20 protein-coding genes are annotated in these 22230 nt (G+C 41.8%); 12 read left to right on the plus strand and 8 right to left on the minus strand.

The window, feature by feature from the left end:
- The first annotated feature begins 123 nt into the window (after nt 1–123).
- Nucleotides 124–531 (plus strand): winged helix-turn-helix transcriptional regulator, encoded by a 408-nt coding sequence (locus tag CGB83_RS04225; RefSeq protein ID WP_100074673.1) that lies wholly within the window; start codon nt 124–126, stop codon nt 529–531.
- 82 nt (nt 532–613) lie between these two features.
- Here CGB83_RS04225 and CGB83_RS04230 read toward each other — a convergent pair whose 3' ends face one another.
- Nucleotides 614–1537 (minus strand): alpha/beta fold hydrolase, encoded by a 924-nt coding sequence (locus tag CGB83_RS04230; protein WP_100074674.1) that lies wholly within the window; start codon nt 1535–1537, stop codon nt 614–616.
- A 364-nt stretch (nt 1538–1901) separates the two neighbouring features.
- Between CGB83_RS04230 and CGB83_RS04235 the strand changes: the two genes are divergently transcribed.
- Nucleotides 1902–2282 (plus strand): VOC family protein, encoded by a 381-nt coding sequence (locus CGB83_RS04235; protein ID WP_100074675.1) that lies wholly within the window; start codon nt 1902–1904, stop codon nt 2280–2282.
- A 110-nt stretch (nt 2283–2392) separates the two neighbouring features.
- Here the strand turns inward: CGB83_RS04235 and CGB83_RS04240 are convergent, their stop codons facing one another.
- Both CGB83_RS04240 and CGB83_RS04245 read right to left on the minus strand, forming a co-directional pair.
- Entirely contained in the window at nt 2393–2794 is a 402-nt protein-coding gene (locus tag CGB83_RS04240) for a hypothetical protein (RefSeq protein WP_100074676.1), read from the minus strand.
- A complete protein-coding gene (locus CGB83_RS04245) occupies nt 2795–3967 on the minus strand; it encodes an FAD-dependent monooxygenase (protein ID WP_100074677.1) in 1173 nt (390 codons plus the stop codon).
- 86 nt (nt 3968–4053) lie between these two features.
- Between CGB83_RS04245 and CGB83_RS04250 the strand changes: the two genes are divergently transcribed.
- Nucleotides 4054–5028 (plus strand): helix-turn-helix domain-containing protein, encoded by a 975-nt coding sequence (locus CGB83_RS04250; protein WP_100074678.1) that lies wholly within the window; start codon nt 4054–4056, stop codon nt 5026–5028.
- A 181-nt stretch (nt 5029–5209) separates the two neighbouring features.
- On the opposite strand, the gene CGB83_RS04255 is transcribed toward CGB83_RS04250, so the two are convergent.
- Nucleotides 5210–5512, minus strand: a complete 303-nt coding sequence (locus CGB83_RS04255; RefSeq protein WP_100074679.1) for a hypothetical protein — start codon at nt 5510–5512, stop codon at nt 5210–5212.
- A 787-nt stretch (nt 5513–6299) separates the two neighbouring features.
- On the opposite strand from CGB83_RS04255, the gene CGB83_RS04260 reads away from it, so the two are divergent.
- The 3 genes from CGB83_RS04260 (at nt 6300) to CGB83_RS04270 (ending at nt 10917) form a co-directional block, all read left to right on the plus strand.
- A complete protein-coding gene (locus CGB83_RS04260; RefSeq protein ID WP_100074680.1) occupies nt 6300–7451 on the plus strand; it encodes a zinc-dependent alcohol dehydrogenase in 1152 nt (383 codons plus the stop codon).
- Nucleotides 7452–7476: 25 nt separating this feature from the next.
- Nucleotides 7477–8004: a hypothetical protein gene (locus tag CGB83_RS04265; protein WP_100074681.1), complete on the plus strand. Its 528-nt coding sequence runs from the start codon at nt 7477–7479 to the stop codon at nt 8002–8004.
- Nucleotides 8005–8364: 360 nt separating this feature from the next.
- Complete coding sequence (locus tag CGB83_RS04270; protein WP_100074682.1) at nt 8365–10917, plus strand: AAA domain-containing protein; 2553 nt, start codon at nt 8365–8367, stop codon at nt 10915–10917.
- 79 nt (nt 10918–10996) lie between these two features.
- On the opposite strand, the gene CGB83_RS04275 is transcribed toward CGB83_RS04270, so the two are convergent.
- The gene (locus CGB83_RS04275; RefSeq protein WP_157761309.1) at nt 10997–11485 is read right to left on the minus strand and encodes a hypothetical protein; all 489 of its coding nucleotides are present in this window, start codon (nt 11483–11485) and stop codon (nt 10997–10999) included.
- A 288-nt stretch (nt 11486–11773) separates the two neighbouring features.
- A complete protein-coding gene (locus tag CGB83_RS20570) occupies nt 11774–11908 on the minus strand; it encodes a hypothetical protein (RefSeq protein ID WP_257790669.1) in 135 nt (44 codons plus the stop codon).
- Between the two features lie 21 nt (nt 11909–11929).
- On the opposite strand from CGB83_RS20570, the gene CGB83_RS04280 reads away from it, so the two are divergent.
- From CGB83_RS04280 to CGB83_RS04300, 5 genes are all read left to right on the plus strand, one after another.
- Entirely contained in the window at nt 11930–12364 is a 435-nt protein-coding gene (locus tag CGB83_RS04280) for a hypothetical protein (RefSeq protein ID WP_100074684.1), read from the plus strand.
- 222 nt (nt 12365–12586) lie between these two features.
- Complete coding sequence (locus tag CGB83_RS04285) at nt 12587–13150, plus strand: hypothetical protein (RefSeq protein ID WP_100074685.1); 564 nt, start codon at nt 12587–12589, stop codon at nt 13148–13150.
- A gap of 263 nt (nt 13151–13413) precedes the next feature.
- On the plus strand, nt 13414–14391 hold the full coding sequence (locus CGB83_RS04290) for an aldo/keto reductase (protein WP_100074686.1): 978 nt from the start codon (nt 13414–13416) through the stop codon (nt 14389–14391).
- Between the two features lie 12 nt (nt 14392–14403).
- Nucleotides 14404–15141 (plus strand): SDR family oxidoreductase, encoded by a 738-nt coding sequence (locus CGB83_RS04295; protein ID WP_100074687.1) that lies wholly within the window; start codon nt 14404–14406, stop codon nt 15139–15141.
- 18 nt (nt 15142–15159) lie between these two features.
- On the plus strand, nt 15160–16074 hold the full coding sequence (locus tag CGB83_RS04300) for a helix-turn-helix domain-containing protein (RefSeq protein ID WP_100074688.1): 915 nt from the start codon (nt 15160–15162) through the stop codon (nt 16072–16074).
- Between the two features lie 166 nt (nt 16075–16240).
- Here the strand turns inward: CGB83_RS04300 and CGB83_RS04305 are convergent, their stop codons facing one another.
- A complete protein-coding gene (locus CGB83_RS04305) occupies nt 16241–18235 on the minus strand; it encodes a PAS domain-containing sensor histidine kinase (RefSeq protein WP_172954677.1) in 1995 nt (664 codons plus the stop codon).
- Between the two features lie 344 nt (nt 18236–18579).
- Between CGB83_RS04305 and CGB83_RS04310 the strand changes: the two genes are divergently transcribed.
- Nucleotides 18580–20715: a catalase gene (locus CGB83_RS04310; RefSeq protein WP_100074690.1), complete on the plus strand. Its 2136-nt coding sequence runs from the start codon at nt 18580–18582 to the stop codon at nt 20713–20715.
- A gap of 107 nt (nt 20716–20822) precedes the next feature.
- Here CGB83_RS04310 and CGB83_RS04315 read toward each other — a convergent pair whose 3' ends face one another.
- On the minus strand, nt 20823–22025 hold the full coding sequence (locus CGB83_RS04315; protein ID WP_100074691.1) for a hypothetical protein: 1203 nt from the start codon (nt 22023–22025) through the stop codon (nt 20823–20825).
- Nucleotides 22026–22230 lie beyond the last annotated feature (205 nt).

Consider the following 22230-nt stretch of genomic DNA (forward strand, 5'->3'; position numbering starts at 1 on the left):
ACAGTGACAAAATTCGTCCAATGACGATAAAATAACAATATAGGATAAATTAATATCCTAGGGATAAATTTGTCCCTATACGGCTTTCGGATATATAACGTATTTTTGTACAAATGCCCTTTTATGTACGAAAGAAAAATTCCGCTTACGATTGATTGCGGCCTGCACCTGACCAGAGAGGTCCTTAACGGCAAATGGAAACCGGCATTGCTCAATGCTATCTCATTAGATATTAAAAGGCCCAGTGAAATGTTAAGAATGCTTCCCGGCGCAACCCGCCGTGTCTTAAACGTACAGCTCAAAGAACTGGAGGACCATGGAATCATCAAAAAGAAAACCTATCCGCAGTTGCCTCCCAAGGTTGAATATTCACTTACCGAGATAGGCTGGTCTTTAATGCCGATTATTGATGCCATGAATGCCTGGGGTGATCATAACCGTGACTTTCTGGAAAAAGTCATTGCTCAGGATCCGAAAGTCAAGGAAGTAGTAAAGTCGCCTTGTGAGCTCATACAACAGAAAAGTAAATAAAATACCATTATTCCAGATAGTAATGCAACCTAATTACCCTCCCACATTATAAGCGATTACAGATGGATGATCGGCATCCTTTTTACTTGATGTGGCTCCTGTAATTGTCAAGGATCAGTTTGGCCACCAGTTCCGGATTCTGGAAATAAATCCCGTGGCTGTATTTAGGCAGCAGTACGATCATGCTCCGGTCATTATCTTTGATCAGCTCAGAATAATGCTGTATCCGGAGGTCATCATATTCTTTCCACCAGGGTTTAAAATTAATTCCAAGATGGAGCTTTTGGTTCAGCTCCTCATCAGGCGCTTCAATATTTTTATTGTATGAAATAATCACTGTAGCTGCAATGCTGCTTTTTAGCGGAGGAAGCTCACGGTATCCTATAAAATAACCTGCTTTCAGGGCTCTTGCCGCATCATACCGCGCTCCGGGCCTGAAGTTTTGGTTCTCCGACATGGATTTTATACTGATTGCGGAAACTTCCCGATAGCCCGTAGCACTTTTAGATCTGATCATTGCTTCTTTATTTTCATCGGCGCTAAGCATAAAATCCGTGGGATCAGAAAAAACAAGTCCGCAAACCTCATCCGGGTATTTAGCGGCAAACAGTCTTATGTAGGCTCCGCCAATGGAATGCCCCACCAGTAAATAAGGTGGTTTAACAGCCAATGTCTGCAACAAAGCATGCAGGCGCTCCACAACCTGAGTATCAGAAACGACCCGGGAATCCTGTTCAGACTGGCCTATACCGTTCCGTTCGTACTGTATCCCTGAAACCGTACCGGGAAAAAATCCAAGCAGAGGATCAAAAGTACCCCCGCCCAGTCCGGTTTCAAACACTAAAACAGGCTCACCGGCTTTTCTTTTCTCAAGATTGAAGGTCCTGTAACTTAATTTTTTTCCGTCGACCACCGCTAATTGGCTTTCTCCCTGTTGTGCAATGATTGAACTGCTGCTGATCAGGGAAAGCAAAAGTCCCAGGATGAACGTATTGATACTTTTCATGGGGTTTATTATTTAACTTGGGTACTCGAAATGCCGGGCATTCAGGATTTTAATAATTTTCTTGAAATTTACGTTTTTTTATATTCTAATGTTTGGCTTTCTGCAAAAACCTGAATTTTGAACTCAGCTACACTGTACACTGACAAAGAACTGTTAGCAAAGCTTTGCAACCCATACCCCGTTTAATTATTCAGGCTGATCAGGAATTCCGTATCCTGACTATTAATTAAGCAATTCCGAAATCTCCCGTATCGTACTGACACCTGCATTTTATTGATTAAGGAACTTTAAAAATAGATTAAAATGATCACCATACAGTATATATAATAAAAGCTTTACTGATATTTGTATAAATATTGAAATTATGATTATTCAAGCTATTGATCACTTGGTTTTAACAGTAGAAGATATTGATGTGACCATTAATTTTTACACCAGTATTCTGGGTTTTAATGCGGTTACTTTCGGTGACAACAGAAAAGCACTTGTCTTTGGGAATCAAAAAATTAATTTGCACCAGAAAGGAAAGGAAATTGAACCCAAAGCAGAGCACCCGACTCCTGGATCCGCCGACCTGTGTTTCATTGCAGAGACAAAAGTTGAGGAAGTATTACAGGAATTAAAGGAAAAAAACGTAACCGTTATTGAGGGGATTGTGGACAGAACCGGTGCGTCAGGCAAAATAAGGTCAATCTATTTCAGAGATCCTGACTTGAACCTGATCGAGGTAAGCAATTATCAGTAATATCTGAATAAAAATGACAAAAACGGTCATACATCCTGCTGATTCCAGTATCATAAAAAGCTTAACAGCAAAATTTTGAATAGGTTCTACATCTTTATAATCGGGAGTTATCAATCATTATTTTTTCTTGGATCAACTATCCTTTTAATTTTACTTCCAATCAGGATACAAGGAAGAATTCCTACCAGCAATAATGCCCAGAACCATGACGGATGAATGGTGGTTATCCATAACCAGATTACGACCAAAATTATGATGGCTCCGGTAATATACTGCTGTTTATATTCCCCGCCACACAGAGATACCACGACACCTCCTGCGATATAGCTTACATAAACGCATACCAATTTGATAATGAGCTGAATAATATCTTCAGAAGTCCGGGTAAACTGATCAAAAAGCTGCATTGAAGCCGGAAATAAAGCGCCCTGTATTTTAGCAAATACCGAACTTAAAAGGCCAATCGTTCCAAAGCCGGTGAGTATGGAAAGTATTTTTTTGAAGTTCATCATTTAGTTGATTTTAAAATTCAACTGATCTTCAGTGAGTACGATCGGATCGGTCATAATTTTTTTCAGTTCAGTGTCGGACGCTGCTCTGAAAGTATTAACAAACTGATCAAGCCGCTGCGCATCAGCAGGGATAAAAGCAGAAGCGTTATTTCTGGCATTGCTTTGGAATTTACGGATGACAGGCTGCATCAGCATATTATAATTGTTGCAGGCAGACCTCAGATCACCAGGTGTTTTGCTGATAAAATGCGACAATGCCTTTGCTCCATAGATGGAAAGCGAGGCTCCCATCCCGGAAAGGGCTGTCGGGCAATATCCTGCGTCACCCAGCAGAACCATATTTCCATTAACCAGGTCAGGTGCGTTTACCATACCCATTTTATCAATGAACATCAGGCCTTCTTCAGCAAAACGATTGAGCAGACCCTTTACCTCCATGCTGTAATCACGGAAAGAACTGAGCAATAGTTCCCCTGATCTTTGTTGTATCGTAGCAAAATCACCCGTATGGTGGATGTAGCACTGGATGGCGATTTCATTCTTTGCAATCGGGTAAATAGAGAGCATTTTGTTCACATCAATATAAATTTGAAAAGCACCCACAGGATAAGAGTGTTCCGTATGCAGTCTTCCCCCCATGTACAACGTATTGAAATCTTCCATTTGTGAACCGGTAAAATAACGTTCCCGCGTTGAAGAACGTAAACCTTCGGAAATAATAATAAGATCAGCGTCCATCTTATTCCCATCTGAGAACCTTACTTCGGTTTTTTCGCCTGTTGAAGTCATCCCGGAAATTGTTGTACTGAACATTACCTGTATATGATCTTTCAGATGATCATACAAGACATTATGCAGTCCTCCACGGGAAATCAGCACTGAACGTTCAATGTTCTCGTTCATTTTTTCATAGCTGATGCGTTGAACAACCTGCTCATCTTTTTTTAGAAAGCTTACCAACTCGGATGGAGAAGATGCTGCCTGCAATTCTTCCATTAAGCCGAGTTCTTCCATGATGCGGACCCCAAAACTCTTCAGGGAAATCAGGAAACCAGCCTTTGTAAATGATGTGGCCCTGTCAATCACCGTAACAGTGTGGCCTTGCTCTGATAATAATTTTGCGGCTGTCAATCCTGCAATTCCTCCTCCTGATATCAGAATTTCCTTTTTCATTGTATAATTTTTTAAGTATTTATTGCAAAATTAGCTTTACATTTAAGCATAAAATAGTCTTGCCTGGAATAAAAATAGTCCATAAAATGAATTTGACTGATCATAAGAAACAGATGCTTGACCTGGCAGAAAAATTGGGACTGCCCGCCTCTGAATTGAGTAGTACGCTGGATCTTTTGCGTCTTAATGAAATTCATATCGTCGATATGCTTCCGGAAATGATGCTGATGATCCGTTCTGTAATTGCAGAAGAAACAGTTACATACAAAAGAAAATCTATTGATACCGTTAAAAAAGGCCTGCTTTTTTCTTTTCAGAATATGTTCAGTCATTCCTCTGCTGATGATCAGAATCAGGATAAAGAAAAATTACTTCAAGCCCGGCCTCACGTCCGGATAACGCCTTTTCATCTGGAAAGTGAAGTGATATTTCCTAAAGGATCTACAATCACCCAGATCACAATATTGATCGGGCTTGATTTTCTCAAAGGTTTTATCGGTAAAGATCAGGAGGCCTTCAACTATCTTTTCCATGATGAAAAAACATTACTGATCGAAGAATTTATGTCACCTGAAATGGCTGATCTTGTTAATGAAATTGCCGCAACGCCCGTATTACCTATACTTTCTGAAGCATATTATAAATTGAAATCACTGGAACTGCTGTACCTGCTTTTTAAAAACCTATCGAAACGGCAGCATATCAAACATCAAAGTCTCCGTGGGGATGAAATAGCAGCACTTTACCGGGTCAGGGATGCGGTTGCATCTTCTCTTGAACAGCCTTTGACACAGGATGAGCTGGTAAAAATAAGCGGTATGAATATCCTTAAACTGAGAAAGCTTTTTACGCAGGTTTTTGGAAAAGGCATCTATGAATATAGCCAATACCTAAGAATGCAGGAGGCAGTAAGACTGATAAGGGATGAATATCTTTCAGTTTCTGAAACCGGATATCAGTTAGGCTTTACCAATTTGAGCTATTTCGGAAGGCTGTTTGAGCAGCATTTTGGAATGAAACCTAAAAAATGGAGCGCCCAGCATCGTTTGAAAGACAGATGAGGCAACTGCTTGTGAGCATTCGTTTATGCCATTTCTTTTATCATAATGTATTCTCTTCTAAGATCAGGCTATGAAGACTATACAAATCTTATGGAACAGGAGATCATCAGGCTGCAGAGATTTTAGGAGCTAAATCCTTAAGCGACAGCCTGCACACGGATGACAACAGATCAGTTTCATATCATACCGGCAACTTCTTATACTTGTATTTAATTTTCCTTAATGCATTGTTTTTAAAATGCATGATGAGTACATATTCCCTGTTTTTATATCTGTTGACAACATATTTCCCTCTCTTGTCAATGGGAAATGATATACTGTCTTTTTCAAATAAACTGATGATTTCACTTTTACTCTTCCCTACTAATGTATCATTGATGATCACATCATAGATATAGACCGGTTCACCACCGAGAGGAATCTGCCAGAAATATTCTTCCGGTAGAAATTTTTTCAGATGTTTAATAAAAAAATTACCAATCATATCAGGTTCAGACTTTATATTGGATATATTGCTATTAAAGTGGATGGGCTTTTTGCCTGAGTTATAGATAAAATTGCCCTTACAGGTAATCTTATATAGTTGGCTTATAGGATCTCAAAGAATTGATTCCTGCAACAGGCACAATGAGATCATTCAGAGCTGGTACAGCCCTGTTGTTCAATGTTACTATAACAGATCTGGAGTGACTGTAGAAAAGCTTTCCTGTCCGGAAAGATCCGGTAAGAATATTCCGTTCCGGGTTACTGCTGTCAAATCCGTTATTTATTTCCTGTCAGACATATCACTACATGAAGGTGGTCAGCTTGGTTTTTGCCAACAATCCGGTGGTGGCAGGCCTACAAACATGGAAGTGCTACATGGGGGAACCTGAGTTATTTCAGGCTGTAAAAAAGAGGATGCAGGTCTGTGGGATTTATTTGGTTCATATCCGCCTGTGTGACGGCAGGTGATCCGCATAAAAAGAGCATGTGAAAAGATGTTCTCATATTAATAGTTTTTTTGGTTGATTACAAAAATATTAAATTTTTATGCAAAAACCATATATTACGAAAAATTTAATACAAAAAGTCGATATAAAAACAAAGTAAGCTATTGATATTCAGAAATATATAAAAAAATTACCAAATACCAACCAATTCTCTATCCTTTGACATTCCTTGCTGAACGGCGGTATTCGTCCCAAAAAAGGGCTTACAATCGTGGTCAGGCCCGTTATGACGGTCTCCATTTTGCTCTTTATCTGCAACACCAACAAAAATATTACTCTATGTTAGCAATGAATTTCCGCGGATCTTTTCGCGTGCGTGCAGACCGCAATATGCCGGAGCCGCAGATAGAACATCCGGAAGACGCCATTGTGCGGGTTTTAAGATCCTGCATCTGCGGCTCGGACCTGCATCTTTACCATGGCCTTGTTCCCGATACACGTGTCGGCTCTACATTTGGGCATGAATTTATAGGAGAAGTGGTTGAAATCGGCTCTTCTGTACAAAAACTGAAAGTCGGCGATAAGGTGATGGTACCTTTCAATATTGCCTGCGGAAAATGTGCCTTTTGCAAGCAGGAACTTTACGGCAATTGCCATGAATCAAATCCGATGGCAACCGCAGTAGGAGGTATTTTCGGTTATTCCCATACGGCCGGCGGCTATCAGGGCGGACAGGCAGAATACGCCCGGGTACCTTACGCAGACGTAGGCCCGACCGTGATTCCTGACTGGATGGATCCCGATGATGCAGTGCTGCTTACCGATGTAGTCCCTACGGGCTATCAGGCGGCAGAAATGGCAGGTATTCAAAAAGGCGATACCGTAGTGGTTTTCGGCGCGGGCCCTATCGGTATTATGGCAGCCAAATGTGCATGGCTTTTTGGCGCGGGACGAGTGATCGTGATCGACTCCCTGGAATACAGACTGGATTTTGTAGCTAAATATGCTCAATGTGAGGCTTATAATTATAACAGTATCGGCGATCCGGTGGTGTTTATAAAGACACAAACCGATTCTCTGGGTGCAGATGTCTGTATCGATGCTGTAGGCTGCGAGGCCAAAGGAAATCTGACCAATACCATCCTGGGAACCAAGTTACTGTTACAGGGCGGCTCTACTACGGCGCTTCATTGGGCCATCAACTCTGTGAAGAAAGGCGGCATTGTTTCTGTGGTAGGGGTTTACGGGCCTACAGATGCTCTGGTCCCAATAGGAAATGTAGTGAATAAAGGAATTACCATCCGTGCCAATCAGGCAGCGGTAAAACGTCACCTGCCTAAACTCATTGAGCATGTGAAAAACGGTATTCTTGACCCGAAACAGATCATTACTCACCGGGTTCCGCTGGAAGAAGTAGCCGACGCTTACCATATATTTTCACGCAAGCTGGACGGTTGCATAAAGACCGTGCTTATTCCGCCAACTGCTTAATAAGTTTTAACTAAAAAATTACGACATGCTTACAGACGAAACAAAGCCATCAGATTTTAAAAGAAGTGAACAGGCAGATCATAGCCAGATTAAAGGTTGGGGAATAGATGCAGATCCTGAAAATGATCCCGTTTATCCCATGAAGAAACGTACCAACGAAGAACATGAGGGTTACTCATGGGAGCGGCCGCAACAGCAGCCTGAAGAGGTTGAAATCCTGCAGTCCGTAGAGCGGCCGAATCTAACCGCTGTTTTTGGAACTGCATCACCGCCTGAAGGCATTAACGGAGCCATCAGGAAATTTGCTTTCCGTTACAGTGAATCCAGCTACAGCAGATGGCTGCCGTTGGTATTGGCAGACCGTGTGGGCGCAGTTGAAGGCATTATTGACGACTTAAAAAACGGTCATTTGCCCAACATCTTTGCTGAACGCGGCTGGGGAGCCGAATGGAAGTACAATAAAAAGAATTTCCTTTTGAAAATGGCTGTCGCAGCCGCAGTAACAGCGGTTGCCGTAACCGTCCTATCCTCGAAAAAGAAGAACGACGACTGATGGACTCATAGTCAGAATTTTTCCGTTCATCATATTGAGAAGCATTATCTACAACCCAATACATCAGTATCTTTAACATAAAATTCCCGGTTTTGAGTCGGGATTTTTGTTTATATGCAAGACCGTTTAATATAATTAATTATTATCTCTATGATTTTATTAAAACGGTCTGAGCTACAAAGTATTACAAAACAGTTGTTATTAATTTTGATAACGTCTGTTTTTAATCTTTTTCCGGCTGGTTTCATAAGTTTCTATACTTGCTAGTATCATGTTTAAACAATATTGCTGTATTAGTTCTGCTAAGAACTTTTTACTTTTTCCTGACTGTTTTTTATATTTGTATTAAACTGATAAGCCATGAACAAAAGAATTACTTCACCTCTACAATCAAAAGCTATTTACATTGATGGCAAAGACAGAACCGATGAAGTAGAATTATATACTTTCGATGGAAGCAGATGTGTGGTGACCTATAAAAACAGTGATAAATCCTATTCATATCATCAGGATAAGGTAAAAATCGTAAAGTCAGCAGTACAGAGTGTAGAAGCCCGATCAGTATTCAGTTACCTGAAGCAAATTGCAGAAACTGTTGGGCTAAAGACTGAGGAAGGGAGTAATATTCTGGCTCATAGCTACGGCAGGCTATCATTTATTCCTGAGACCACAGTGCTGTCGTATTATCTTAATGGGAAAGAACCGGTGACAGACATTTACTCCTCTCCTGTTGAGATTTTCCCGTTTGGTTTTAATCTCAGTCAAAAAGATGGTGTCAATAAAGCCTTCTCAAGTCCTTTAAGTGTTATTGAAGGACCTCCCGGAACAGGAAAAACACAAACTATCCTCAATATTATCGCCAATGCGGTGATGAATAATCAAAGTGTGGCAGTGGTGTCAAGCAATAATGCCGCAACAAGGAACGTTTTTGAAAAACTGGAAAAGAATGGGATATCTTTTATAGCAGCCCTATTAGGAAGTTCCCAAAATAAGAAAGACTTTATAGAATCTCAGGCTGAAATCCCGGATATATCTGAGTGGAGCTTACAGATAGAACGGGCCACTTCCCTTCGGGAATCCGCTATGCAGCTTTTTGCGCAGATTTCGGAAAAACTCCGATTTAAAAATGAACTCGCTCTACTGAAACTGGAAACAGAAAATATAGAGACTGAATACCGCCACTTTACTGCGTCTGTAAGCTTATTGGCGCATGTCCGTTTTAAAAGTAACGTTAGTTCTGATCAATTGCTTTCCCTTTGGATCACCCTTGAAAACTATGAACAATCCGGTAAAAAACTCAACTGGTGGCGCAAACTGATTTTTCCTTTTCTATACGGTGTCAGAGACAAAAAGTTTTATGAACTCTCTTATCAGGAATTGATCAGATTGGTTCAGTCAAAGTATTATACCACAAAGATTTCGGAGCTTACTTTAAGGCAACAACAGTTAGAATCGGAATTACAGGATTTCTGTTTCGAAGAAAAAATGAACACCTATACGGAAGTTTCCATGCAGCTCTTCAGAAATCTGCTTTATCAAAGGTATCAGGGGAAAGAGCGTCCTGAATATACGGTACAGGATCTCCATCTGAGATCAGAAGAATTTATTAGAGACTATCCGGTAATCATGAGTACCACATATTCCCTCAGAAGAAGCCTTGACGAAAAAGTGGTTTACGACTACGTGATCATTGATGAAGCTTCACAGGTAGATCTGGCTACGGGTGTATTGGCTTTATCCTGCGCCAAGAGAGCCGTGATTGTAGGAGACCTAAAACAGCTCCCCAATGTAGTGGATGCACAAACAGCAAATAAGACTGATCATATTTTTCATACCTTTCAGCTTCCCGAAGCATACCGGTATTCCAACCATAGCTTACTTTTATCGGTGACGGAATTGTTTCCCGATATTCCTAAAACTCTTCTAAAAGAACATTACCGCTGCCATCCTCAGATCATTGATTTCTGTAACCGGAAATTTTACCATAACCAATTGGTTATTCTTTCCGAAGCCAAAACGGATCGCAATCCCCTGGTCGTCTATAAAACCGTGGCAGGAAACCATGCGAGGGACAGAATGAATCAGCGGCAGATCGATGTCATTCTACAGGAAATTATTCCTCAGCAATGCCTTGAAGAAGTAGATCTTGGAATCGTCACTCCCTATCGTAATCAGACTTTAGCGTTGCAAAGTACATTTCAGGGGACCCGTATTAAAGCTGATACAGTAGATAAATTTCAGGGAAGGGAAAACGATGTGATCATCCTTTCCACCGTCGACAACGAAATATCAGATTTTACCGACCATCCTAACCGCCTGAATGTAGCCGTTTCCAGAGCAAAAGATCAGCTGATTCTGGTTGTTAACGGAAATGAAAGCGACAAAGACAATAATATCTCTGACCTCATCCGTTATATTGATTATCATAATTTTACCATCATCAATAGTGAGCTCCACTCTATTTTTGATTATTTGTATAAAGGTTATGAAGAGAAACGAAGGGAGCTGTTAGCCGGGCAAAAGAAAAAATCGGTTTTTGACAGTGAGAATCTCATGTATCGGCTGATTCATGAAATCATATCACAGGATGAATTTTCCAAATACGATGTGGTCCTGCATTTTCCTTTAAGAAACCTGATATCAGATTTTTCGAAACTCAGTACTGAAGAACAAGCTTACGCCAGTCATTATGCTACCCACCTTGATTTCCTGATCTTCAACAGGCTTGGCAAAAATCCTGTACTGGCCATTGAAGTAGACGGTTATGAATACCATACGCGAGAAAGCCGGCAAGGGAGAAGGGATGCTATGAAGAATGAGATTATGGAGAAATACGGAATCCCACTGATCAGGTTTTCAACAACAGGAAGCAGAGAAAGAGAGAAACTGATTGACAGGTTAAGACAATTGTAAAAATACTGTGATAAGCAGACCCGGAACCAGCCCTCTTTCGATGTTGCTATTGATGCCAATGAAGTTATGCTTGCCTCTTTTAGTTAACCTTCATTCTTAATACGGCATATGATTCTACATTGAGCAAGATTACCTGATCCGTAGGCAGTTCGCGGTACAGATTTTTTGACGTTATTCCAGATTTCAAAAGTTTTCCATCCACCGAAAACACCTTGTATGATTTATTTTCCGGAATCAATTTAAGGTCTTTGATCACTTCCAGGGCAGATAATGTCGCTGAGTTATATGTACAGGCCTGGTTGCCAAACTGTATGGTAAAATTATTGATATCCAGAGGCTGGCCTGAAGTATTCGTCCAGGAGGCATAAAATGTATTGGCCTGATTCCAGTGGCCGGCATTTACAAACGAAAGATTGTTGATGGTTTTGGGATTCCCGCTGTCCGGAATAGCAGAACTGCTGCTGTACAGTAAGTAATAAGGGTTGCTTTGTGATTTGATAAAATTGGGGCACTGAGATTTTGCGCCGATTCCCATTGCTAACGCAAGGGCAAAAAATAGATTTTTCATCTGTTTTATTGTAGTTATAGATTATTCTTGGTTTAGGAATACAATGCCGGATAATGTATGCTTCACCTTGAACAATCTATAGCTTTTCACATGGATCATGCAGGCAGTGACTGATCCTCTATCAGCAATATCATTCATTTTAATTATACTGAAAGTAAAAGTATGGAGCTGTAAAAAATCTGTTCAATAAATGCATCCTACTCCGCTTACATATGATTTTCTTTTAAAAATCATTTCATCCCATGGTACAATGACAGCATATTCAGGATTTTAGGCTTCTACTTTACATCAATCCTTCTTTATATTTTCCTGTGTGCAAAAGTGAGGAATACCATTGTAAAAAGGATCAGTATAAATACTGCTTTTCAGCCAGGAATCGGATAATAGCCTTTTCTCCGCAATGGCATCTGTATTGTAATTCATGTATATATAAATTTGATTCCTATGAAAAAACTGATTTTAACAGCAGCAGGTCTGATTGTACTGTCAGCCTGTAACAAACCTTCTGAAACAAACACGGCTACCGTCAAAAATGAACAGAGAGCGGTAGGTGCTGACCAGGACGACCATGGATGCAAAGCTTCGGCCGGACAGACCTGGAGCGAACTGAAGCAGAACTGCATCCAGGTTTTTAATGAAGGATTTCGGCTGAATCCTGTAATCCCTCCGAAAGAAGGAGCTGTAACCAGTGCATTTATCCTGATGAGCGATGACCAAAATAAGGCGGAACTCTTTTTACCGGACCAGGCTGATCATCATTCCATTATTTTAACCAAGGATAATAAGGGCATCTATGAAAACGGACAGTACCGATTTGACCAGGTTAAGTCCGTCCTGTTCTTCAATGGCAAAGAACAATATAAAAGGAATGTAGAATAGTAGATCAAACATTGAGATAGCTGTTATAAAACCCTGGCTTATGATATGACTAAGCCAGGGTTTTAATCAGAACCAGAGACAAAGAACATCTCATTATTCCTGTACTAAATTAGAGGCATTATATAGTTCTTTAGCATTAAATGGAGATAAAACATCATGGATAATGCTTAAATCCTTTCCTGGTATAAAATTATATCTTTCAAAACCTTAATACCTATTATCATGATCAAGAGAATTTTGACAGGCCTTATCATCTATACGATATGTATTGTTCTGATCATTTCATTCCTGCCATCAGAAAGCGGTACTTTTATTATAAGCCTTGTTCTCACAGGATTATTGTTCGGGATTTTTATTGTGTATGAGGTCTATAAAAAATATTCTTCGGATCTTTTACCTTCTGCAACAGTGATGCTTCCCTACACAGATCATCCTGTCAGCGGTTTACGTAAAATTTCATATAAGCCATTTTTATTTGGATTTGAGAAAAAAATAGTTTCCGGTGATGATCTTTACTTCGACCCCGATTCGATTTACATGGTCAATCCAATGGGAAAGTCCGCGAAGTTCAGCCTGTATGAAATTACAGCACTTAAGCGGACATCGGTCCGGATTAATAACAGTACGATCTGGCAGATCAGTTTAATGGACGATGGAAAGCCCGTTACTGTTAAATTCGCCCCTAATTTTTCTCTTGCCAATAAAAACTTCCTGCAGTTTTATACCCTCCTGAAGGAAATTAATCCGAATGCTGTCCAATCGGAATGGAATCTGTGGAAAATATAGAATTTAAATCCTGCCGTTCCGTCACAACCTTTCAAAAGAGAACGTTTATATCCACTGTATATCATTTCCATCATCCTGGCAAACCCTTATGCTGGAAAATGCTAAGGTATTGTGCCCGATATGAATTTCCTGATCTGATGTACCGTATTCAGGGAACATCCGAAAATCCGGCTACAACAATGACCAATCCAACTACTTTTTATAGAACCGTAATCAGGAATTTTGTACCTGAAACTGAAGTCGGTTTATTAATATAAAAAATTATGCAAAAAAGAACATTAGGGAGTAGCGGATTGGAAGTTTCTGCACTGGGCTTCGGCTGTATGGGCTTAAACTTTCTGGACGGAAAAGGAATGGAGAAAAAAGAAGCAATGAAGCTTCTTCACCAAGCGGTTGAGAGGGGTATCACCTTTTTTGACACTGCGGAGGCTTACGGGCCTTATACCAATGAAGAAATTGTCGGCGAAGGATTGCAGCCTTACAGAAAAGACGTGGTCATTGCCACAAAATTTGGCTGTAAGGATGCCCGGCCCGCATCTGGACTAGACAGCAGGCCCGAAACAATCAGAGCAGTCATGGAGGCGTCTCTGAAAAGATTGAAAACAGATTATATCGATCTGCTCTACCAGCACAGGGTTGATCCCAATGTTCCGATAGAAGATGTTGCAGGAACAGTAAAGGATCTGATACAGGAGGGAAAAGTAAAATATTTCGGACTGTCCGAAGCCGGTGCCCAAACCATACGGAGGGCACATTCGGTTCAGCCTGTAACAGCACTGCAAAGCGAATACTCCCTGTTCTGGCGTGAACCTGAGCAGGAGATTATCCCTACCTTACAGGAGCTGGGCATCGGTTTCGTCCCCTTCAGTCCGTTGGGTAAAGGTTTCCTTACAGGCATGATCCGTACAAAATTAGCAGATATCGACCGCCGGAACATCCTTCCCCGCTTCACCGAAGAAAATATAAAGGCCAACCAGGTTCTGGTGGAAACGATTTCTGAAATCGCGAGGCAAAAAAACATCACGGCCGGGCAATTGGCATTAGGCTGGCTGTTAGCTCAAAAACCCTGGATTGTGCCCATTCCCGGGACGACAAAGCTGCACCGCCTGGAGGAAAATATCGGAAGCACAAATGTTATATTAACAGCGGATGACCTTGCCGATATTGATGCCAAAGTAAGCGGAATTACCCTGGCCGGTGACCGTTATCCTCAATTTTTAGAACAACAGATAGACAAATAAACACGTACAATAATGGAAAATATTACAGGAAAAGTAGTTGCTGTTACAGGCTCAAGTGCCGGAATAGGCAGAGCCATTGCTATAAAACTGGCTGAAAAAGGAGCAACAGTGGTTTTAGGCGCCAGGAACATCGGAAAATTAGAAGAACTGGTTGCAGAGATTAAAGAATCGGGCGGTGAAGCCAGCTGTATTGAAACGGATGTAAAGCATAAGGCCGATCTGGTCCGGCTGGTGAATACTGCCGTTGAACGGTACGGAAGGTTGGATGTGTTGGTGAACAACGCCGGCGTGAGTCAGTTAAGCCGCATTGAAGAACTGGATACTGACGGCTGGGAAGATATGATTGACATCAACCTCAAAGGCGTCCTGTATGGGATGGCGGCGGCTATTCCTATTTTCAGACAACAGCAATCAGGACATATCGTCAATATTATTTCAACATCAGGGTTAAAGATTGTACCGATGCAGGGGGTGTATGCAGGAACCAAAAATGCCGTCCGCACCATTGCGGAGGCATTTCGGCAGGAGTCAGACGGAAGCATGCGCATAACAGGCATTTCACCCGGATTCGTAAAGACTGATTTTGCGGAAAATATAAAAAATGAAGCGATGAAAACCATGGTCCGGAAAGGGATGGAACAGATGGGCATTGATCCCGTAGCGATTGCTAACGCTGTAGTATATGCGGTAAGCCAGCCGGACGATGTTGAGATCGGTGATATTGTTATTCGTCCATCAAAACAAAATTGATTACATTAGTCAGCGAAAATGCAACAGCCAACAGACATCAACCGGATCAAAAGCATATCGCAGCTGTTGCGTATGCTCGACCTGCCGTCACCATTGCACCCGTTGATTGCATTGGTAGATTATGACCGTGTGCCGATTGAAACGTTTCCGCAAGGGCAAAAGATAAGTCTTGATTTTTACAAAATTTCCTTCAAGACTTCATTCAGGGGGCACATAAAATACGGACAGGACTATTATGATTTTGAAGAAGGAGGATTGGCATTTCTGAAGCCTAAACAGATCGTTTTCTCACCTGAAGATGCAGGAAGCTATGAAGGGATTGCTTTATATTTCCATCCGGACCTTATACGGAATTATCCTCTGGGAAAAACCATAAATCAATATGGCTTCTTCTCTTACGATGTTTCGGAAGCCCTGTTTTTATCGGCGAAGGAAAAAGAAATCATAGCAAGCTTATTGGCTGCCATAGCGGTTGAGCTAAGCAACAATATTGACTCCTTCAGCCAGGACGTCATGGTGTCCCAGATCGAATTGTTACTGAACTACAGCAATCGTTTTTACAACAGGCAGTTCATGACCCGAAAAGCGATAAATCACGACATCATCACAGCTCTTGACACATTTTTGAACCGGTATTTCGAAGAAGAAAGCAGCCTTAAAAACGGATTGCCATCCGTAAAATATATCAGCACGGAACTGAAACTGTCACAACGTTACCTGAGTGATATGCTGAGTTCACTGACCGGACTCAACACCCAGCAATATATTCAGAACACCATCATCGAAAAAGCCAAAGAAAAATTATCTACAACCCATTTATCCGTGTCGGAAATTGCTTATGAACTGGGCTTCGAGCATTCACAGTCTTTCAGCAAACTTTTCAAGAACAAAACCCATGTCTCCCCCCTGGAGTTCAGAAAGTCGTTCGGGTAAGAAAGATGCCGGGCAGCTATCGTTGGTGCTTTTTTATCGAACAGATATCTATTCAACTGCTAAAATAGTGGATGAGAATCATGGATCTTACTAACAGTTCTCATCAGAATTGACTAGAACTGTTAGTATTTTTTGACGCCAATCAATTTAGAATCGATGTCTTTCTTCAGTTCATAACGATCTGTCCTTCTATTGGTATGACAAATGAGAAGGTAGTGCCTTCGCTTTGGGAACTCCGGACCCCAATTGTTCCGCCATGAAGCCTGATGATTTCTTTGCAGAGATAAAGCCCGATGCCAAATCCTGCCACTGATGCGTTTTTGATGTCCTTTACCCGGTAGTAGCGCTCAAATATCCGCTGCTGATCGTCTGGTGAAATCCCTTTACCCTGATCATGAACACTGATTTCCAAATGATGATCATCTAAGCTGTGGTAATCGACTACGATGGATGTTCCCACAGGCGAATACTTCACCGCATTTCCAATCAGGTTATTGAGTACCTGGGAAATCTTTTCGCGGTCTGCCAGTACGGATTGCGGACCGGAAGTCCTGAAATCAAAATGATGCGTATGGATGGTTGAAAGCACTTCATCTTCAATCTCAGAGAATAATGCCTGGAAATCAAAGGCTGTTTTCAGAATATGCATCTGTCCTGAATCCAGTCTTGAAACATTAAGGAAACCATTGATCATGCTGTTCATACTATCCACCTGCTTTAAAGACTTTTCAAGCGTATTCTGCTCCAAAAGGTTCTCTGCCTTTACAGCCATTCTCTGCAAAACCTGCAGATAAGCCTTGAGTGATGTGAGCGGTGTTTTCAGTTCATGGCTTACCATACCCATAAAATCATCTTTCCGCTCCTCCTCTTTTTTCTGTTCGGTAATATCCCTGAGGGTACCGTTAAGGCTTACCGGATCGCCCTTCTGATCATAGAAAACCCTTCCATTTGCCTGTAACAGCCTGATCTTTTTATCGGTATTATTCTGAATCCGGTATTCTACAAAGTAACAGCCGTCAGAATCTTTACTGAGAACATTGGTAATCGCTTCAATAACCCGATCCCGGTCTTCCGGCACTATGACTGCTAATGCCAGGGACAGGTCTACATCTTCGTCGGAAGATAAGCCGAACCAGGATTTAAGCAGATTGTTTCCGGAGAAAAGGTTGGTTGAAGGCTGGTAATAGAATGTAGCGAGTTCGCCGGCATCTATGGCCATAGCCAGCATCTGCTGGTCATTTTCGTTCTTTCTCCTGTCCAGCACCTGCTGGGTAATTTCTTCAAGGATAATCAGGACTCCGCTGATCTCGCCGTCTTCAGAAAATATAGGCTGATATATGGAATTGACAATAGCCTCTCTTAACCCATCTTCATGCCGCAGTTTCACCATGAATTCATTATTGATCCTCGGTTTCCCACTTTGATAGACTTCTTTAAGCCACTGATTTACCGGCTGGTCCTGTAACTCCGGACGGGCATCTTCATGCGGGAAGCCAATAACTTCCTGCTCTGTTCGCCCCCAGATCTTAAGGATGGCTGGGTTGGCAATTTCAATCATATGTTCCGGCCCCTGCAGCATGGCAATTCCAACAGGAGCCTGCTCAATAATGGCCCGGACGTGTTCCCTGCTGTGGGCAAGCAGCTTAACAGAGTCATTGAGTTCTTCGTTGGTTGAAGTCAGCTCTTCAAGAGTGGCAGCCATTTCCTCATTAAGAGCCTGCTCCCTCTCCTCCTTCTCCTGTATCCTTTGCAGGAATTCCTTCCGTGAGGTTACGTCCAGCGCGGTATTGAGTATGCACCATGTTTTTTTCTGGTGATCGGTAAGGGCTTTATATTCGTAATCAAAATAACCAAGCGTCTCTTTTCCGTTTTTGATCAGTTTTGCCGGGGCATCGGATACCGAATAGGTGGTACCGGAATGCCATACTCCCCGCAGGAGTTCCAGAAAAGGCTGCCCCTCCAGTTCAGGGATGGCTTCCATCAATGGCTTACCGATAACGGAAGCATCTTTGCCCCAAAGCGCCAGCATGCCTTCGTTCGCAAAACGGATAACCATATCTTCCCCTGAATAAATAGAGGTTGGTGCCGGAGAGGAAGCCAATGCCTGAATGATCAGATCCAGGCTGAAGTTGTTATCGGACAATGTTTCTCGGGTAATCATAAATTCAGCAAATATAGGAAAAAGTACGTTGACGCCCCCGAACAGTGGTATGTGAAATACCCAAAGGAATATCAACTCATTATAGCATTGAAAGAAATAACAACGAAATGACAAAGACAGATACTGCTGTAATTTTTTTATTATCAAATTGATTTCATATGCATTCATATCAACACCATGATCAGAAAAATATGAGATTCAATATTATTTTATTAATTTAATAATTATCACACACTATAATTAAAATTATACTAATACGAAATGATATGTTTAAAATAATAAAATATTTTGGCTTAATTATTGAGCAATTGTCAATGCATTAATTAAAAATCACATCACTATTTATGAAAGAATCTACCAACCCGAAATCGGAACAACTGGATCATTCAACAACCGATAATACGGATCAGGCTTTAACCACCAACCAGGGCCTGAAGATCAATAACGACCAGGATTCACTGAAAGCCGGTGAAAGAGGACCAAGCTTACTGGAAGATTTTATCCTGAGAGAAAAAATCACTCATTTTGACCATGAACGAATTCCTGAAAGAATCGTACACGCAAGAGGGTCCGGAGCACACGGTGTTTTTAAAATCAACAAAAGCCTTTCAAAATATACCAAAGCAAAATTCCTGGCTGAGGAAGGAAAAGAGACCCCTGTATTTGTGCGTTTCTCTACGGTTGCAGGAAGTGCGGGAAGCACTGACCTGGCGAGGGATGTAAGGGGTTTTGCCGTTAAATTTTATACGGAAGAAGGCAATTATGACCTGGTAGGAAACAACATCCCGGTATTTTTCATCCAGGATGCCATTAAATTCCCGGATTTAGTACATGCCGTAAAACCTGAGCCTGATAATGCTATTCCCCAGGCCGCCTCTGCCCATGATACGTTCTGGGATTTCATTTCTTTGATGCCGGAAAGCATGCACATGATTATGTGGGCCATGAGTGACCGGGCCATTCCGAGAAGCTACAGGATGATGGAAGGTTTCGGCGTCCATACCTTTAAATTCATTAATGGAGAAGGGAAAATGCATTTTGTGAAATTTCACTTTAAGCCAAAATTGGGCGTGCATTCAGTAGCCTGGGATGAGGCCACTAAAATTTCAGGAAAAGATTCGGATTTCCACAGAAGGGATCTGTGGGAAGCTATTGAAAACGGCGCTTTCCCGGAATGGGATTTTGGCGTACAGATCATCCCTGAAGAAGATGAACATAAATTCGATTTCGACCTGCTGGATCCTACAAAACTGGTTCCGGAAGAAGAAGTACCGGTAGAACTGGTAGGAACCCTGACGCTGAACAGGAATCCTGATAATTTTTTCGCAGAGACTGAGCAGATCGCTTTCCACCCGGGGCATCTGGTTCCCGGGATAGATTTCACCAACGATCCTTTGCTTCAGGGCAGGCTGTTTTCTTATACCGATACACAGCTTTCAAGATTAGGATCACCGAATTTCCATGAAATCCCAATCAACAAATCGATCAACACCGTTCATAACAACCAGCGTGACGGGCATATGCGCCAGCAGATCATGAAAGGTAAGGTGAGCTACGAACCCAATTCGATGGGCGGAGGATGCCCGTTCCAGGCCATGATGAAAGACGGGGGATTCGCATCCCAGGAAGAACGCGTAGACGGCAAGAAGATCAGGACAAGAAGCCAGAGCTTTGTTGATCATTATTCTCAGGCCAAATTATTTTACAACAGCCAGTCCGGGCCTGAAAAGACCCACCTCCAGAATGCATTGATCTTTGAATTGTCTAAGGTAACCATTCCTGCGATCCGTGAAAGAGTGGTTGGACAGCTGAATTTCATCAATAAAGAACTCGCAGCAGCAGTAGCCAAAAAAGTAGGCGTGAATGTAACCGTACTGGAACAGCCTAACGGAAGCATCCCTGCAGATGCTGACCCGAAATCGCTTCAAAGCCCTGAAAAAGAACCTTCCACGAAAAGTTCTGATGCTTTAAGCATGAAGAATACGGTTAAAGATACCATCAAAAGCAGGATCATCGGTTTTATGATCGAGGATGGCGTGCATGCACAGGATGTCAATGCACTGAAATCAAAACTTGAACAGGAAGGTGCTGTTGTACAGATTATTGCAGGAAGCCTGGCCGCTGTAAAAGCAGATGACGGCACTTCGTTTGAGCCGAAACATTCCCTGACCAGCACAGCCAGCGTGTGTTTTGATGCGTTGTATATCGGAAGTGGTAAACAATCAGCGGAGAACCTTATGAATGAGGATAATAAGCCGGGTACGCTTTTATTCATCAATGAAGCTTATAAGCACTGTAAAGCGATCTATTTCGGTAAAGGAACCGATGATATTTACAATGCAAGCAATGTCAAACAGAAGAAGCACGAAGATCCTGCGGTCATCATTTCAGACCAGAACGATTCCGATGCATCATTTATCAAAGCGGTAGCGCAGCACCGGGTTTGGGAACTGGAAAAAGCCAGAAACAATCCTGCCTAATCGGCACACGATTTACATCACTGCTCAGCCTGTCATTAAAGATGATCAGCTGAGCAGTTATTTTTTATAAGAATATCTAAACTACGGTTATTATAAATCAGGGAACTCTAATTCCCTGCACTTTCCGGAATTTGTTTTCTCCTGATGAAGATACAGATCAGAAATAACCCGAACAGAGCTACCCACACCCCAGATATTACCCCTATAAAAATGGGCCTGATAGACGGATGAAGATAATTCGGATGGTAAAACAGCCGTTCAAGCGTTGCCAATTTCTCTTTCAAGGCATTCCTCTCAAAATTATTCCGGATCGCATTCAGCGGTTCCTGCCTATGGTCACGGTAATAGAAAACGTCCCGGGTAAGTTCTTCGGGAACGATCTGGTGCTCTATATGGTATTTGCTGAGCAGACCATTAAGTTTTCGGAACGAATGAAGCAGGGAATCCTGAGGATATTTGTACAGCAGGTTGTAGCGGGTTACTGCATTCCGGTATTGCTGATGCGGTCCCGGAATATGATGGACCGGCATGAAAAGGCTTTTGTTTTCAAGAAAGATGCAGATATCCCCATCATAATCAGGATGCACTTCAATTCCTTTGTAAAGCACTTGGGTGCTGTCCCCTGTTTCTTTCCTGGAAATAACCCTCTTTTTCAGTTCGTTTTCATCAATGCCGGCCAGGGTCAGCAATGATCGTGACTTCCTGCTTAGACTTTTGAAATCTCCGCGAAGCATCTTTAAGGTATCAATGCTGTAGTAGGTCGTTTGTGTCGAGTAATAATCCCTGTTACCAGGATCATAATACACCGTATCCCTTTGTGCGATCACCGGATATGGCTCTGGAAATAAAACATTTTCAGGGTTAAACAGTTTTTCTGAGCTGTAGGATGTATAAGAATACAGGAAAGGTTGCAGGACGTTGAGCAGTGTTTTGTCTTCATTAAAAGCCTTCTCCGGAAGTTCCGTCCTGATTTTGGCATTTCCTCCCAGGCTGTAGCTGATAAAGAACGTTAATGAAAACAGGGAGATCATAAGCAGGGCAGCTCCGATCCGCAGTAACGCCGGTCCCGTATACCTGTTTCCCGAATGATTTCTGAGGAGCACGACAAGAAACACAAACAGGAACAGACCGGTAATAAAAAAGTGCGAGATGGAAACATCATCATAGAATTTGAACCGGTAAAATTCTGTATAGGGATCAGCCTGCCTGATTCCGTCGAATGTAAAGTATCCGTATATAAAATAGCCGAGATGGATCAAGGCCAGTATGGCAAAGGATCTGATCAGCATTCGTTTCAGTTTTCTGGTCATGGGATGATGTTAAAATGGTATTCTGAAAAATAAACATTTTTTACATGAGATAGAAAATTATTATTAAGCTTTTTCTACACCGGTATTGTTCATGATAATTATGCAATTTTCAGTAGGTTTAAATCTATGTGCTCACTTACTTTCAAGCTATTCACTTTAAGATTCTGATTTGATCAGAAGATTCATTTACACTATTATGCCAAGA

Origin of the sequence: Chryseobacterium camelliae, assembly GCF_002770595.1 — a bacterium.
GTDB classification, from domain to species: Bacteria; Bacteroidota; Bacteroidia; order Flavobacteriales; family Weeksellaceae; genus Chryseobacterium; species Chryseobacterium camelliae.

Bases quoted from the DNA above. Each gene is read 5' to 3' on its own strand.
- CGB83_RS04225 (WP_100074673.1), top strand. From the start codon at position 124: ATGTACGAAAGAAAAATTCCGCTTACGATTGATTGCGGCCTGCACCTG.
- CGB83_RS04230 (WP_100074674.1), bottom strand. From the start codon at position 1,537: ATGAAAAGTATCAATACGTTCATCCTGGGACTTTTGCTTTCCCTGATC.
- CGB83_RS04235 (WP_100074675.1), top strand. From the start codon at position 1,902: ATGATTATTCAAGCTATTGATCACTTGGTTTTAACAGTAGAAGATATT.
- CGB83_RS04240 (WP_100074676.1), bottom strand. From the start codon at position 2,794: ATGATGAACTTCAAAAAAATACTTTCCATACTCACCGGCTTTGGAACG.
- CGB83_RS04245 (WP_100074677.1), bottom strand. From the start codon at position 3,967: ATGAAAAAGGAAATTCTGATATCAGGAGGAGGAATTGCAGGATTGACA.
- CGB83_RS04250 (WP_100074678.1), top strand. From the start codon at position 4,054: ATGAATTTGACTGATCATAAGAAACAGATGCTTGACCTGGCAGAAAAA.
- CGB83_RS04255 (WP_100074679.1), bottom strand. From the start codon at position 5,512: ATGATTGGTAATTTTTTTATTAAACATCTGAAAAAATTTCTACCGGAA.
- CGB83_RS04260 (WP_100074680.1), top strand. From the start codon at position 6,300: ATGTTAGCAATGAATTTCCGCGGATCTTTTCGCGTGCGTGCAGACCGC.
- CGB83_RS04265 (WP_100074681.1), top strand. From the start codon at position 7,477: ATGCTTACAGACGAAACAAAGCCATCAGATTTTAAAAGAAGTGAACAG.
- CGB83_RS04270 (WP_100074682.1), top strand. From the start codon at position 8,365: ATGAACAAAAGAATTACTTCACCTCTACAATCAAAAGCTATTTACATT.
- CGB83_RS04275 (WP_157761309.1), bottom strand. From the start codon at position 11,485: ATGAAAAATCTATTTTTTGCCCTTGCGTTAGCAATGGGAATCGGCGCA.
- CGB83_RS20570 (WP_257790669.1), bottom strand. From the start codon at position 11,908: ATGAATTACAATACAGATGCCATTGCGGAGAAAAGGCTATTATCCGAT.
- CGB83_RS04280 (WP_100074684.1), top strand. From the start codon at position 11,930: ATGAAAAAACTGATTTTAACAGCAGCAGGTCTGATTGTACTGTCAGCC.
- CGB83_RS04285 (WP_100074685.1), top strand. From the start codon at position 12,587: ATGATCAAGAGAATTTTGACAGGCCTTATCATCTATACGATATGTATT.
- CGB83_RS04290 (WP_100074686.1), top strand. From the start codon at position 13,414: ATGCAAAAAAGAACATTAGGGAGTAGCGGATTGGAAGTTTCTGCACTG.
- CGB83_RS04295 (WP_100074687.1), top strand. From the start codon at position 14,404: ATGGAAAATATTACAGGAAAAGTAGTTGCTGTTACAGGCTCAAGTGCC.
- CGB83_RS04300 (WP_100074688.1), top strand. From the start codon at position 15,160: ATGCAACAGCCAACAGACATCAACCGGATCAAAAGCATATCGCAGCTG.
- CGB83_RS04305 (WP_172954677.1), bottom strand. From the start codon at position 18,235: ATGATTACCCGAGAAACATTGTCCGATAACAACTTCAGCCTGGATCTG.
- CGB83_RS04310 (WP_100074690.1), top strand. From the start codon at position 18,580: ATGAAAGAATCTACCAACCCGAAATCGGAACAACTGGATCATTCAACA.
- CGB83_RS04315 (WP_100074691.1), bottom strand. From the start codon at position 22,025: ATGACCAGAAAACTGAAACGAATGCTGATCAGATCCTTTGCCATACTG.